Here is a 12,188-nt window from a genome sequence, read left to right on the forward strand (position 1 = left end):
GCCCTCCCGAGGGGGGCGTCCCCAAGCCCATTCTATCGGCCCCACCGACAAAAACGCTCGTGAGAGGCGGTGCGGCCCCCGTTGTCCACAGCCGAACGGGTGGCATCGACAACCGCAACCGGCGCGCTGCACCGGCCGGTGGCTGCACCCGGCGGGTCAGCGTTTTGGCGCCAAACCCTTCACCAGGTCGAAGGGGTCATTGCCGGTGGGAAGCAGGGCGATGATGGGGGTCGTGAGACCGTTGTCCACATAGGACTGTACCTGGTCGCGGCAGGATTCGACGGTGCCGTGGATGATGAGGGCGTCGACGACTTCGTCGGGGATGAGGGTGTTGGCCCGTTTGCGGTCGCCGGCGGCCCAGGCCTGGTGCATGGGCGCGAGGATTTCCTTGCGGCCCAGCCAGTCGTGGAATTTGGCGTAGACGGGGACGGTGAGGTAGCTGGAGATCATCATGCGGCCCAGGGCCCGGGCCGCTTCCTTGTCTTCGGTGGGACAGACGAAGATGCGGGCGGCGAGTTCGACGTCGGGGCCGATGGTGCTGCGGATCTTCGGGACGTCGGTGGCGGCGAGCCAGTTGGTGATCGCGCCGTCGGATTCCTCGGCGGCCAGCCGGAGCATGCCGGGGCGGAGGGCGGCGAGCATGATGCTCGGGGCGGGATCCGGGGAGCGTTCCAAGCGGAATTTGTTGACGGAGAAGGTGTCGTATTTCCCCGAGACCTTTTCGCCGGCCAACGCCGCCCGGAGGAAGTGAAGGGTGTCGCGGGTCCGGGCGAAGGGTTCGTCGAACGTGCCGCCGTTCCAGTTCTCCACGATGACCGGGGAGGAGGCGCCGATGCCGAGGACGAAGCGGCCCGGGGCCAGTTCGGCGAGGGTGGAGGCACTCATGGCCAGCAGGCCGGGCCCGCGGGTGTACACCGGGACGATCGCGGTGCCCAGACGCAGCTGCGGCGCCCACTGGCTGGCCAGCACCAGCGGCGCAAAGGCATCCGTGCCGGCGGTTTCGGCCGTCCAGGCGTCGGTGTAGCCGAGGTCGGGCAGCTGCTCGACCAGCGCGCGGTGCGCGGTGAGCGGGACGCCGGTGAGCGGGATGGTGAGGCCCCAGCGGGTCATGCGTTCTCCTTGTCGACGGTGACGGAGGCGAGTTCGCGCAGGATCCAGTCGACCTGGGTGCGCATGAGGTTCTCGGCGACTTCCTCGGCCTGCGGGGTCATGTGGGTGGCGCCGGCCAGCGGCAGGAAGACGTGGGGGCGACCCTTGGCCAGCAGAGCACCGGAAAGGCGCAGGGAGTGGGCGGGGAACACGTTGTCGTCGGCGAGGCCGTGGACGATGAGCAGGGCGCCAGACAGCTCGCCGGCGTCGGCGATCAGGGAGTTGTGCTCGTAGACCTCGGGGGCGTCCTGCGGGGTGCCGAGGTAGCGCTCGGTGTAGTGGGTGTCGTACAGGGCCCAATCGGTCACCGGGGCGCCGGCGACGGCGGCGTGGAAGACGTCGGGGCGGCGAATCACCGCGAGCGCCGAGAGGTAGCCGCCGTAGGACCAGCCGCGGATGGCGACGCGTTCGAGGTCGAGTTCGGGGTGCTCGGCCGCGGCGGCGTGGAGGGCGTCGACCTGGTCGGCGAGGGTGACGTCGGCCAGGTTGCCCGCGATCTCGCGTTCCCAGGCCGGGCCGCGGCCGGGTGAGCCCCGGCCGTCGGTGACCAGCACGGCGAAGCCCTGGTCGGCCAGCCATTGCGGGGTCAGGAAGGCGTTTCGGCTCTGGAGCACGCGCTGGGCGTGCGGGCCGCCGTACGGATCGAGGAGCACGGGGAGCTTGCCCTCGGCCGGTTCGTAGCCGCGGGGCAGCACGAGGGCGGCGCGCAGACCGCGCTCCCCCAGCGTGAGCAGGGTGAGGTTGGGCTCGATCTCGGGGTCCACAGTGGACGACGTGATGTCCGCGATCCGCTCGCCGTCGCGCAGGACCGTGACCACCGGGCCGCTGTGGGCGAGGCTCCATTCGGTGAGGACCGTCAGCGCGGCGCTGCCCGAGCCGCCGTGCACGCCGTCGTCAGTGGACAGTCGTTGCACGCCGCCGGGTGCGGTGCGGTAGACGTGGATCTGGGTGGAGTCGGCCTCGGAGGCGGTGAAGAGCACCTCGTCGCCGGCATCGAGCACGGCGCGCAGCTGCAGGCCGGGCGGGGTGACGGGCTCCCCCGCGACCACGAGGCGGTGGTCCCCGTCGGCGGCGCTGGTGGTGACGAGGCGGCCGTCGGGGGTCCAGGCGGGCACGCCCTGCACGATGTCGACCCAGTGCTCGTCGGTTTCGGTGTGGAGCTCCGACACGGAACCGTCGGCCGGGTCGAGGGCCAGCACGGTGAGGCGCTTCTGGTCCCGCGGCTGCACCGCGAGCAGCGGCGCGCCACCGGCCGACCAGTGCACCGTGGTCAGGTACTCCCAGTCGCCGCGCTCGACGTCGACGCGGCTGCCGTCGAGGCCCAGCACGGAGAGCGACACGACGGCGTTGGGCGAGCCCGCCGACGGGTAGGCCACGACGTTCGCCGGGTGGTCCGGGTTCGCCGGGTCACCGATGGTCCAGCGCGGCACGGGGCCGCGGTCGGAGCGCTCGACGATCAGGCTCCGCCCGTCCGGCGCCCACCAGTAGCCGCGGTTGCGGTCCATCTCCTCGGCGGCGATGAACTCGGCGAGGCCCCACGCGATGTCGTCGCCGGCTTCCTCCACGAGTGCCCGGTCGGTGCCCGTGGCGAGCTCGATCACGCGCAGCCGGCGGTCGCGGACGTAGGCCACGTGCGTGCCGGTCGGGTTGGGGCGGGGATCGACGACGGAGCCGTCGACCAGCACCGCGGTGGCGCCCGTGGCCAGGTCGAGCGTGTAGAGCTTCCCGGACAGCGTGAAGGTGACCACGGTGAACGCGTCGTCCACGCCGTAGGCCACCACGCCGCCACCGGTCTCCCGCGCGCGCTCGCGCCGCGCCCGCTCCTCCGGCGGCAGGTCCTCTTCGCCGGGAAGCAGTTCGGCGGCGTCCACGAGTTTGGCCTCTGCACCGCTCGCGAGGTCGAGCGACCACAGGCTGTGGCGCGGGTCCGTGCCCGTCTCGCTGCGCAGGAACAGCACGCGCGAACCGTCGGGGGCCACGCGGAACTGCTTGGGGGCGCCGAGGGTGAAGCGCTGGGTGCGGGCCTGGCGGCGCAGGAACGGAACGTCGTCGAGAGCAGAGTCGGTCACTCCCGCACTCTTCCAGACGATCAGGCCTGTCCGCCATCGCCCTTCAGCTTCGCCAGCTGCTCGGCGACGTCGAAGTGCGGCTCGGGGAACCTGGGCGCCATTTCCGTGAGCGTCTCGATCAGCAGCTCGGCGACGGCCCAGTTGCGGTACCACTTGCGGTCGGCGGGCACCACGTACCACGGCGCGTGCTCGGTGGACGTGCGCGCGAGCACCTCGTCGTAGGCCTGGGCGTAGGCCTTCCAGTGCGCGCGGGCCTCGACGTCGGACGGGGCGAACTTCCAGATCTTCTCCGGCCGCTCCAGCCGCGCGACGAGGCGGCGCCGCTGCTCTTCGGGCGAGATGTGCAGGAAGACCTTGACCATCGTGGTGCCGGCCGCCGTGACTTCCTTCTCGAACGCGTTGATCTGTGTGATCCGCCGGCGCCGCTCCGCCGCGGTGAGCAGGCCGGACACCTGGGGCACGAGCACGTCCTCGTAGTGCGACCGGTCGAACACCCCGATCTGCCCCGAGGCGGGCAGCTCCTTGCGCACGCGCCACAGGAAGTCGTGGCGGCGCTCGGCCGGCGTGGGGACCTTGAAACCCTTGTAGCGCACGCCCATCGGGTTCACCAGCCCCAGCACGTGCCGGACGGTGCCGCCCTTGCCGGAGGTGTCCATGCCCTGCAGCACGAGCAACACGCTGCGGCCGCCTCCGCTGGTGCCCTCGGCGTAAAGGGCCTCCTGCAGCGCGTCGAGCCGCTCACCGGCCGTGGCGAGCTTCTTCTCGCCCTTGTCCTTCTTGCCCGGCCCGACCGGTGAGGACCCCGGGTCCGGCAGCTCCGCCGTGGCACGGAGCGCGTCGCGGACCCGGGTCCCGTTGTCCTTTTTCGCCATCCGGCGACGATAACCTCAGGAAGCCGCCTTCGCGGCGAAGATCTTCAGCAGCCCGGTCCAGCCACCCTCGGTGTCCACGCCGTCGTGCACCTTCCGCGCGGTCTCGCCGTGGCGCTCGAAAGCCCGGTGCTCGATGGCGACCAGCGTGGTCCCCGGCCCTTCCTCGGTGAAAACCACCTCGATCTCACTGGCGTGCGCCGGGTCCGGATCGATCTTCCAGTCCCCGTCGATGTGCCACGACAGAACCACTCGGCCGGGTGGCTCCCACACGAGCACGCCCCCCCAGTCGCACTCCCTGCCGTCGGTGAGCCGCTCGTACCACCGCCCGCCGGGTTTGGGCTCGAGGACGGCCTCGGCGAGCGCTGCCTCGCCCAGGTGGTGCTCGCGCGGCCACCAGCTGTCGAAACCCTCGGTGTAGACCTTGAACGCGTGCTCCCGCGAACACGCGACGGTGATCGTCTTGCGAATCGGTTCGAGTGTCATGGTTCCTCCGCTTTCGATTTGAACGAGCTCAACGCGTCCGACCACATGGCGTCCAGGTAGGCGCGCATCGCCGCGATCCCCTCGGGACGCAGCCGGTACAGCCGTTTGGTCCCCACGGCCTCGTCGACGACCAACTCGGCTTCTTTCAGGACCTTCAGGTGCTGCGACACGGCGGGCCGGCTGATGGGCAGGGCCGCGGCGAGCTCCCCGACCGCCCGCGGCCCGTCCCGGAGAGCCTCGAAGATGGCCCGGCGGGAGGGGTCCGCGAGAGCGGAGAGCTGATCGCTTCCGTAAGTCCCCACGAACGGTAAGTTACGGCTTACGGAGTCGCCCGTCAAGGTTGCGGGGCCGCGCGCAGCGAATCACCGGTTCAACCGTCCGACTGCGCAACGAACGACGGGTGAAAGCAACGTTTCCCGGCTGAAGTCCCCGCGCGTTGGATCTAGCCTGAACGCATGACGACGCTCGCCGGTCGGGAGACCGCCAGCCCTGCCTCCACCGACAGCTTCATCGAGCTCGACGAGCGGTGGAGCACGCACAACTACCACCCGCTGCCCGTCGTGATCGCGGAAGCCGAGGGCGCCACGGTGACCGACGTGGAGGGCAAGTCCTACCTCGACTTCCTCTCCGGGTACTCCGCGCTGAACTTCGGCCACCGCCACCCCGCGCTGATCGCCGCGGCCGTGGAGCAGCTGGGGAAGGTCACGCTGACCTCGCGCGCGTTCCACCACGATCAGCTCGGACTGTTCTGCCGCGAGCTCGCGGAGCTGACCGGCACCGAGATGGTGCTGCCGATGAACTCCGGCGCCGAGGCCGTGGAATCGGCGGTGAAGGTGGCGCGCAAGTGGGCCCACCAGGTGAAGGGCGTGCCCGACGGCACGGCCGAGATCGTGGTCGCCGGCTCCAACTTCCACGGCCGCACCACCACCATCGTGTCGTTCTCCACCGACGACACCGCCCGCGCGGGCTTCGGGCCCTTCACGCCGGGGTTCGTCACCGTGCCCTACGGCGACGCGGCCGCCCTGCGCGCCGCGATCACCCCGCGGACCGCGGCGGTGCTGCTCGAGCCGGTGCAGGGCGAGGCCGGCGTGATCGTGCCGCCGGCGGGCTACTTCGCCGACGTCCGCCGCGCCTGCGACGAAACCGGCGTGCTCCTCATCGCCGACGAGATCCAGTCGGGCCTCGCCCGCACGGGCACCGTGCTGGCCCTCGACCACGAAGGCGTGCGCGCCGACGTCTACACCCTCGGCAAGGCCCTCGGCGGCGGCATCCTGCCGGTGTCCGCCGTGGTCGGCAGCCGCGCCGTCCTGGGCGTCCTGCGGCCCGGCGAGCACGGCTCGACCTTCGGCGGCAACCCCGTGGCGTGCGCCGTCGGCCGCGCGGTGGTGCGGCTGCTGCAGACCGGGGAGTTCCAGCAGCGGTCGGCGGAGTTGGGTGCGCATCTGCACGAACGGCTGGCCGCGCTGGTCGGGCACGGCTTGTCGGCGGTTCGTGGGCGCGGGTTGTGGGCCGGGGTGGACATTGCCGCTGGCGGGCCTTCGGGGCGCGCGGCGTCCGAGGCGCTGGCGGGGATGGGGGTGTTGTGCAAGGAGACGCACGATCACACGTTGCGGATCGCGCCTCCGTTGGTGATCACGAGGGCGGAGCTGGATCGGGGGATCGACGCGATCGCGAAGGTGGTGCAAGCGTAGGCCGGGAGCGTTTCGCCCGGTTCGCTCGTTGAGTCCGGTATGGACTGGGTGGAACGGCCGCTGGTCGGCACGGACGACGTCGACCCCGCGCAGCTGTACGCGCGGGGCAAGCGACTGCGTGAGCGCGCGCCCGTCGAGGCGCACGACCACGAAGCGGCGGGCAGGCGAAGGCCGGGCGTGCACGAGTACTTCACCGCGAGCAACACGAACAGGCTGCCCCAGCTGATCGAGCTGCGGCGGGAGCGGATGGCGAGCTCCCCGTTCACCTTCTTCCGCGGCGCCGCGGGCCTGATGGCCGCGGACCTCGCCGACACACCGTCCTCAGGCCTCACCGCGCAGCTCTGCGGCGACGCGCACGCGGCCAACTTCGGGCTCTACGGCACCCCCGAGGGCCGGATCGTGATGGACGTCAACGACTTCGACGAAACCGTGCCCGGGCCCTGGGAATGGGACCTCAAACGGCTTTCGGCGAGCCTCGTGCTCGCCGGGCGCGAGGGTGGCATCGGCGAGGACGGTTGTCGCGATGCGGCCGAGGACGCGGTGAAGTCCTACCGGCGCACGATCCGTTCCCTGGCGGCCCTGCCGTTCCTGCGGTCGTGGAACGCGTTGCCCGACTCCTCGGCCGTGTCGCGTGCCCGCGCCGACGAGCTGATCGACGACTTCGCCGAGGCCGAGGAAAAGGCGCGGCGCAACGACAGCGCCAAGGTCGTGGCGAAGTGGACCCGCCACGTCGACGACCACGAGACCGGCCTGGCGCGCCACCGCTTTGTCGAGGACCCGCCGGTGCTCACGCACGTCACCGACGCCACCGCCGCATCGGTCGTCGAGGGACTGGCGTCCTATGTGGACACCCTGCGCGAGTCGCGACGCACCCTGGTGGGGCGCTACCGGGTGGCCGACGTCGCGTTCCGCGTGGTCGGCACGGGCAGCGTCGGGCTGCGCAGCTACGTCGTGCTGCTGCACGGCAACGAGGACGAAGACCTGGTGCTGCAGGTGAAACAAGCGCAACCTTCGGCGCTGGCCCCGTACCTCGACGCACCCGCGGCTGAGCACGAAGGCCGCCGCGTCGTGCACGGCGCGCGGCTCGTACAGGCGGAAACCGACATCCTCCTCGGCTGGACGACGATCGACGGTTTCCCCTTCGTCGTCCGCCAGTTCCGCAATCTCAAGGGCGCCATCGACCCCGCCGCCCTGCGCAAGAACCACCTCGACGACTACGGCCGCCTCGCCGGCGCGCTGCTCGCCCGCGCCCACACGCGCTCACTGCACCCGCAACTGCTCGCCGGCTACTTCGCCGACGACGAGCACCTCGACGAGGCGATCGGCGCGTACGCGGTCCGCTACGCCGACCAGACCGAAGCCGACCACGCGGAGTTCACGAGCTGACCAGCTCAGCCACGTCGTCGGCACACCCCCACGCCAACGTGATCCCCGCACCGCCGTGGCCGTAGCAGTGCACCACGGCGCCGACGCGTTCCAGGCGAACGGAGGGCCGGCCGGGACGCAGGCCGACGCGGGTGCCGAGCACGGTGGCGTCGGCCAGGCGTGGTTCGAGTGCGCGGCAGCGGCGCACGATGGCGGCGGCCACGGCCGGGTCCGGGTCGAGGTCGCCCCGGCCGATCTCCTCGGTGCCGCCGCACACGACGTGGCGGCCGTGGGGGATGACGTACGTCAATTCGCCGTCGGCTTCCTCCACGGACCACGACGTGAGGCCCGGGTCGGCGAGGTGCACGACCTGGCCACGGACCGGCACGAGCGTGTCGTCGCCCGCGAGGGTGCCGCCGGCGAGGCCGGTGGCGTTCACGACGACGTCGGCGTCGAGGTCGGCGAGCGAGGTGACCGTGCGGTACTCGGTGCGCACGCCCAGTGCGGCGACCTGCTCGGCCAGCCACGTGAGGTACACCGGGGTGTCCACCAGCGCCGTGGTGAACGACAGCACCGAGCCTTCGCGCGAAACGTCGGTCATCGCCGCGAGCCAGGGCGGGCCGGGTTCCCCTGCGGGCACCCGGATCCAGCCCGGCAGGAACCGGATGCCGGGCGCGGCGAGCAGCGAGCGGTACACGCCGACGGTGGTCTCGGTCCAGCGCACCACGTGTTCGTCCGGCCGCACCACCGGCGGATAGATGAGGCCCCCGGCCACGGCCGACGTCGTCTCCGCCGGCTTGCCCGCCGTGACGAGGGTGACGCTGTGGCCGGCCTCGGCCAGCCGGTACGCGCAGCTCAGCCCGACGACACCGCCGCCGGCCACCGTGATCCGCATGCCGCTCCCTCCGCTCGTGCTCCCGCCGTGATCGTCGCCGACGCGGGGCCGACCGCGCCACCCGCCATCCGCGTAGGCTCGGCGGCGGGGAGGAAAACGACGGTGAACCGGATCTTGGCGCTCGTCGCCGTGCTGTGCGTGGTGGCGACCGTCGCGCTGGGACTGGTCTACGCGGGCGGCCACTCACCCGGCGCGCTCGACGCGTGGGCCGCGAACGTGATCGCCGGCCTCGGCCGCGGTCTGCTCGACGTGCTCGTGCTGCCCACCGAGCCGTACGTGCTCGTGCCGGCCATCGCGGTCATCGCGGGGATCTGCGCGTACCGGCGGCGCTGGCCCGACGCGGCGCTGGCCGTGATGGGCCCGGTGCTCGCCGTCGTGCTGAACACGTGGGTGCTCAAACCGCTGTTCGACCGCTGGAAAGAGCGCATCCTCGTGTACCCCAGCGGCCACACGGTGAGCCTGGTGACGGTGCTCGCGGTCGTCGTTGCGCTGGCGAGCCGCAAGGTCCTCGTCGCCGTGGTCGGCGTGGTTCTGCTGTGCTGCGCGGCGATCGGCATGATCGGCCTCGGCTACCACTACCTCACCGACATCGCCGGCGGCACGTTCTTCGCCACCGCCGTGGTGACCGGGCTGCGGGCCGTCACACCGCGTCGCGTGCCAGCGCCGTCAGCCGGCTGACCGCGCGCAGGTACTTCTTGCGGTAGCCGCCGTTCACCATTTCCTCGGTGAACAGCTCCGGCAGCGGCACACCGGACACCACCACGGGGATCGCGCGGTCGTAGAGCCGGTCGGCGAACGCCACGAGCCGCAGCCCCACGTTCTGGTCCGGCGCCGGCGTCACGTGCCTGAGGTGCACGCGCCGCACGCCGTCGAGCAGCTTGCCGTAGCGCGACGGGTGCAGTTTCGCGAGGTGCGCCACGAGCGCGTCGAATTCGTCCACAGTGGACCCCTCGTGCGCGGCCGCCGACGCGTCGAGCTCGTCGTCGCCCGCCGGCGGCGGCGCGTCGGGCAGGCCGCGGTGGCGGTAATCCGCGCCGTCGACTCGCACCACTTCGAAGCGGCGGGACAACGCCTGGATCTCGCGCAGGAAGTCCTCGGCGGCGAAGCGGCCCTCGCCTAGCTTGTCGGGCAGTGTGTTGGACGTGGCGGCGATGTACACCCCCGCGTCGGTGAGCTCCTGCAGCAGGCGGCTCACGAGGGTGGTGTCGCCGGGGTCGTCGAGCTCGAACTCGTCGATGGCGAGCAGCCGGTGCTGCGACAGGCGCCGCACGGCCTCGGCGAACCCGAGCGCGCCCGCGAGCTGGGTCAGCTCCACGAAAGTCCCGTACGCCTTGGGCGAAGGCGCGTCGTGCCAAGTGGACGCGAGCAGGTGGGTCTTGCCCACGCCGAACCCGCCGTCGAGGTACAGCCCCATCGGCCCGGCCGGGGCGCCCTCTCCCCCGCCGAACAGCGACTTGAGCCGCGACTTCTTCGCCGGCCGGTCGCCGATCCGCGCCGCGAACGCCGAACACGACCGCACGGCCTCGGCCTGGCTGGGCTCGTCGGGGTTCGGCAGGTAGGTGGAGAACCGGGCCTCGCCGAACCGCGGCGGCGGCACCAGCGAGGAGATCAGTTCGTCGGCCCCGAGCTCGGGAAACCGGTCCGTCAGGGCAGCTACGGGCATGGTTGCAGAGCCTAACGAGGCCCGGCGCGCGGCCCGACCGGGCGTCGGGGTTGCAAATTCCCCGGTCGGGGCGGGGTCGGTGCCCGTGCCGGGTTGGCGGTGGGCGCGGCGTGTGGCCACCATCACCGGTCGACGTCGATGAGCCGCCCCGCCGAAGCACCAGCGCGGACCGGCCGAGCGGAGCAACCCCTCGCGGGCCGCTTCCGGCCCTCGACGTGGTGGGGCTACCCTCGGTGCCGCGTCGGTCACAGCGTCTTTGCCCCGGGAGGTTCGTGTGGTGCTCGACTCGGACAACACCCCCGTGGGAGTGGACCCGACACGAGCGTTCGTCGCCCGGGTGTACGACTACCTGCTGGGCGGCAAGGACAACTTCGACGTCGACCGCCACGAGGCCGAGCGGATCATCGCGGCGATGCCCGAGGTTCCCGACGTCGCCTGGGAAAACCGCAACTTCCTGACCCGCGTGTGCCGCTTCCTCGCAAGCAACACCGAGGTCCGCCAGTTCCTCGACTGCGGCTCGGGCCTGCCGACGGCCGAGAACGTGCACCAGGTCGTGCAGCGCATCCACCCCGAGGCGAAGGTCGTGTACGTCGACTATGACCCGGTGGTGGCCGCCCACGGGCGCGCGCTGCTGGAGGAGAACGGCAACACGAAGTTCGTGCAGGCCGACATCTTCGAGCCCGACAGCATCCTCGACAACCCCGATGTGCGCGAGACGCTCGACTGGACCCAGCCGATCGCGCTGCTGTTCGTCGCCGCGCTGCACCACCACAAGGGCGACCGCGGCCGGCCCGCCGAGGTCACCAAGCAGTTCATCGACCGCCTGCCGCCGGGCTCGTTCGTGGTGATCAGCCACGTGCTCGATCCCGCCGACGGTTCCGAGTACGACGAGACCCTGCGCAACACCCTCGAGGTCATCCGACGCGGCTCGATGCGCGACATCACGGCCCGCACGCAGGACGAGATCCGCGAGCTGTTCCACGGGCTGGAGATCATCCCGTCGAGCGCCACCGGCGAGGCCGACGTGGTGCCGGTGGCGAGCTGGTGGCCGGACGGCCCGCGGTACACGAAGCCGACGATCGCGCAGCAGATCATCGCGGGCGGAGTGGCTCGCAAGGTCTGAACCGCTCCGGAATCCGCTGTACCCGACCGTGGCCGCACTTCGGCCACGGTCGTTTTCGTCGCGCCCCAAATCCGCCGGTGATCACCCATTCGAGTGACCCGCCGTGAGCTTTTTCCGGGTTCGGACATCGTAGGAGTGGGCAAGCTTCCGGCGCCGACACCAGCGGCGCCGTCCCCATCGACAGCGAATCGAGCGCGAGGAGCGAACTTCATGGTGCAACCGAGCCCCCGACGGACCGAGGTGCCGGGAACCGCGATCACCACACCGCTCAACGAGGAGGGGGCCGCGGGGCGGACCACGATCTCGTCGCTGGTGGTGCAGAAGGTGGCCGGCCTCGCGGCGCGCGAGATCGCCGGCGTGCACGCGCTCGGGGGCGGGGTGTCGCGGGCGTTCGGGGCGCTCAAGGAGCGCATCCCGGGGTCCGGCACGACCTCGACGGCGGGCGTCGCCGTGGAGGTGGGCGAGAAGCAGACGGCGATCGACCTCGATCTGGTCGTGGAGTACGGCGCGCGGATCGTCGAGGTGTCACGCGCGGTGCGGCGCAACGTGATCGAGGCCGTGGAGCAGATCACGGCGCTCGAGGTGATCGAGGTGAACATCGCGGTCAACGACGTGCACCTGCCCGACGAAGAGGACGCGCCCGAGTCCTCGCGCGTCGAATGACCGAGCCGGCACCGAGCAGCAGGAGGAAACGTTGAACGCAACACAGACCGGGATCCTCGCCGGGCTGATTCTCGGCCTCGCCGCGACCCAGGGGTTCACCGCGTTCCTGGTGACGTTCGCCGTGGGGGTCGTGGGGCTCGTCATCGGCCGCGTGGTCGACGGCGAGCTCGACCTCGGCGACCTGTTCGGCCGGGGCCGCGACAAGTGACCGGGCG

13 protein-coding genes are annotated in these 12,188 nt (G+C 71.5%); 6 read left to right on the forward strand and 7 right to left on the reverse strand.

Annotation, left to right across the window (positions count from 1 at the left end; translation table 11 throughout):
* Positions 1–156: 156 nt before the first annotated feature.
* From ACWEOE_RS19880 to ACWEOE_RS19900, 5 genes are read right to left on the reverse strand one after another with little or no spacing between them, the layout of a single operon-like run.
* The gene (locus ACWEOE_RS19880; protein WP_452011044.1) at positions 157–1,110 is read right to left on the reverse strand and encodes an LLM class F420-dependent oxidoreductase; all 954 of its coding nucleotides are present in this window, start codon (positions 1,108–1,110) and stop codon (positions 157–159) included.
* Positions 1,107–3,218 (reverse strand): prolyl oligopeptidase family serine peptidase, encoded by a 2,112-nt coding sequence (locus ACWEOE_RS19885; RefSeq protein ID WP_452011046.1) that lies wholly within the window; start codon positions 3,216–3,218, stop codon positions 1,107–1,109. The genes ACWEOE_RS19880 and ACWEOE_RS19885 overlap by 4 nt, the downstream gene beginning before the upstream one ends.
* Before the next feature lie 20 nt (positions 3,219–3,238).
* A complete protein-coding gene (locus tag ACWEOE_RS19890; protein ID WP_452011048.1) occupies positions 3,239–4,090 on the reverse strand; it encodes a PPK2 family polyphosphate kinase in 852 nt (283 codons plus the stop codon).
* Between the two features lie 15 nt (positions 4,091–4,105).
* On the reverse strand, positions 4,106–4,573 hold the full coding sequence (locus ACWEOE_RS19895) for an SRPBCC family protein (protein WP_452011049.1): 468 nt from the start codon (positions 4,571–4,573) through the stop codon (positions 4,106–4,108).
* On the reverse strand, positions 4,570–4,875 hold the full coding sequence (locus ACWEOE_RS19900; protein ID WP_452011052.1) for an ArsR/SmtB family transcription factor: 306 nt from the start codon (positions 4,873–4,875) through the stop codon (positions 4,570–4,572). The genes ACWEOE_RS19895 and ACWEOE_RS19900 overlap by 4 nt, the downstream gene beginning before the upstream one ends.
* A 153-nt stretch (positions 4,876–5,028) precedes the next feature.
* On the opposite strand from ACWEOE_RS19900, the gene rocD reads away from it, so the two are divergent.
* Together rocD and ACWEOE_RS19910 are read left to right on the forward strand one after the other, a co-directional pair.
* The gene (gene rocD, locus ACWEOE_RS19905; protein WP_452011054.1) at positions 5,029–6,264 is read left to right on the forward strand and encodes an ornithine--oxo-acid transaminase; all 1,236 of its coding nucleotides are present in this window, start codon (positions 5,029–5,031) and stop codon (positions 6,262–6,264) included.
* A gap of 39 nt (positions 6,265–6,303) precedes the next feature.
* Positions 6,304–7,650 (forward strand): DUF2252 domain-containing protein, encoded by a 1,347-nt coding sequence (locus ACWEOE_RS19910; protein WP_452011056.1) that lies wholly within the window; start codon positions 6,304–6,306, stop codon positions 7,648–7,650.
* Here the strand turns inward: ACWEOE_RS19910 and ACWEOE_RS19915 are convergent.
* Positions 7,640–8,524, reverse strand: coding sequence for an FAD-dependent oxidoreductase (locus tag ACWEOE_RS19915; RefSeq protein WP_452011059.1), 885 nt, complete (start codon positions 8,522–8,524; stop codon positions 7,640–7,642). The two genes, ACWEOE_RS19910 and ACWEOE_RS19915, sit on opposite strands and share 11 nt — an antisense overlap.
* A gap of 102 nt (positions 8,525–8,626) precedes the next feature.
* Between ACWEOE_RS19915 and ACWEOE_RS19920 the strand changes: the two genes are divergently transcribed.
* Positions 8,627–9,202: a phosphatase PAP2 family protein gene (locus ACWEOE_RS19920; RefSeq protein ID WP_452011062.1), complete on the forward strand. Its 576-nt coding sequence runs from the start codon at positions 8,627–8,629 to the stop codon at positions 9,200–9,202.
* Here the strand turns inward: ACWEOE_RS19920 and zapE are convergent.
* Positions 9,165–10,187, reverse strand: coding sequence for a cell division protein ZapE (zapE, locus tag ACWEOE_RS19925; protein WP_452011064.1), 1,023 nt, complete (start codon positions 10,185–10,187; stop codon positions 9,165–9,167). The genes ACWEOE_RS19920 and zapE overlap by 38 nt on opposite strands.
* Positions 10,188–10,464: 277 nt before the next feature.
* Here zapE and ACWEOE_RS19930 point away from each other — a divergent pair, with 277 nt between their 5' ends.
* The 3 genes from ACWEOE_RS19930 (at position 10,465) to ACWEOE_RS19940 (ending at position 12,181) form a co-directional block, all read left to right on the forward strand.
* Positions 10,465–11,310, forward strand: coding sequence for an SAM-dependent methyltransferase (locus ACWEOE_RS19930; RefSeq protein WP_452011066.1), 846 nt, complete (start codon positions 10,465–10,467; stop codon positions 11,308–11,310).
* A gap of 210 nt (positions 11,311–11,520) precedes the next feature.
* Positions 11,521–11,973, forward strand: coding sequence for an Asp23/Gls24 family envelope stress response protein (locus ACWEOE_RS19935; RefSeq protein ID WP_452011069.1), 453 nt, complete (start codon positions 11,521–11,523; stop codon positions 11,971–11,973).
* A 31-nt stretch (positions 11,974–12,004) separates the two neighbouring features.
* Positions 12,005–12,181: a hypothetical protein gene (locus ACWEOE_RS19940; protein ID WP_220238397.1), complete on the forward strand. Its 177-nt coding sequence runs from the start codon at positions 12,005–12,007 to the stop codon at positions 12,179–12,181.
* Positions 12,182–12,188 lie beyond the last annotated feature (7 nt).

It is taken from the genome of Amycolatopsis sp. NPDC004368, from assembly GCF_053602515.1.

Coding starts and splice junctions, on each gene's coding strand:
- ACWEOE_RS19880 (WP_452011044.1), bottom strand. CDS start 1,110: ATGACCCGCTGGGGCCTCACCATCCCGCTCACCGGCGTCCCGCTCACC.
- ACWEOE_RS19890 (WP_452011048.1), bottom strand. CDS start 4,090: ATGGCGAAAAAGGACAACGGGACCCGGGTCCGCGACGCGCTCCGTGCC.
- ACWEOE_RS19895 (WP_452011049.1), bottom strand. CDS start 4,573: ATGACACTCGAACCGATTCGCAAGACGATCACCGTCGCGTGTTCGCGG.
- rocD (WP_452011054.1), top strand. CDS start 5,029: ATGACGACGCTCGCCGGTCGGGAGACCGCCAGCCCTGCCTCCACCGAC.
- ACWEOE_RS19910 (WP_452011056.1), top strand. CDS start 6,304: ATGGACTGGGTGGAACGGCCGCTGGTCGGCACGGACGACGTCGACCCC.
- ACWEOE_RS19915 (WP_452011059.1), bottom strand. CDS start 8,524: ATGCGGATCACGGTGGCCGGCGGCGGTGTCGTCGGGCTGAGCTGCGCG.
- zapE (WP_452011064.1), bottom strand. CDS start 10,187: ATGCCCGTAGCTGCCCTGACGGACCGGTTTCCCGAGCTCGGGGCCGAC.
- ACWEOE_RS19935 (WP_452011069.1), top strand. CDS start 11,521: ATGGTGCAACCGAGCCCCCGACGGACCGAGGTGCCGGGAACCGCGATC.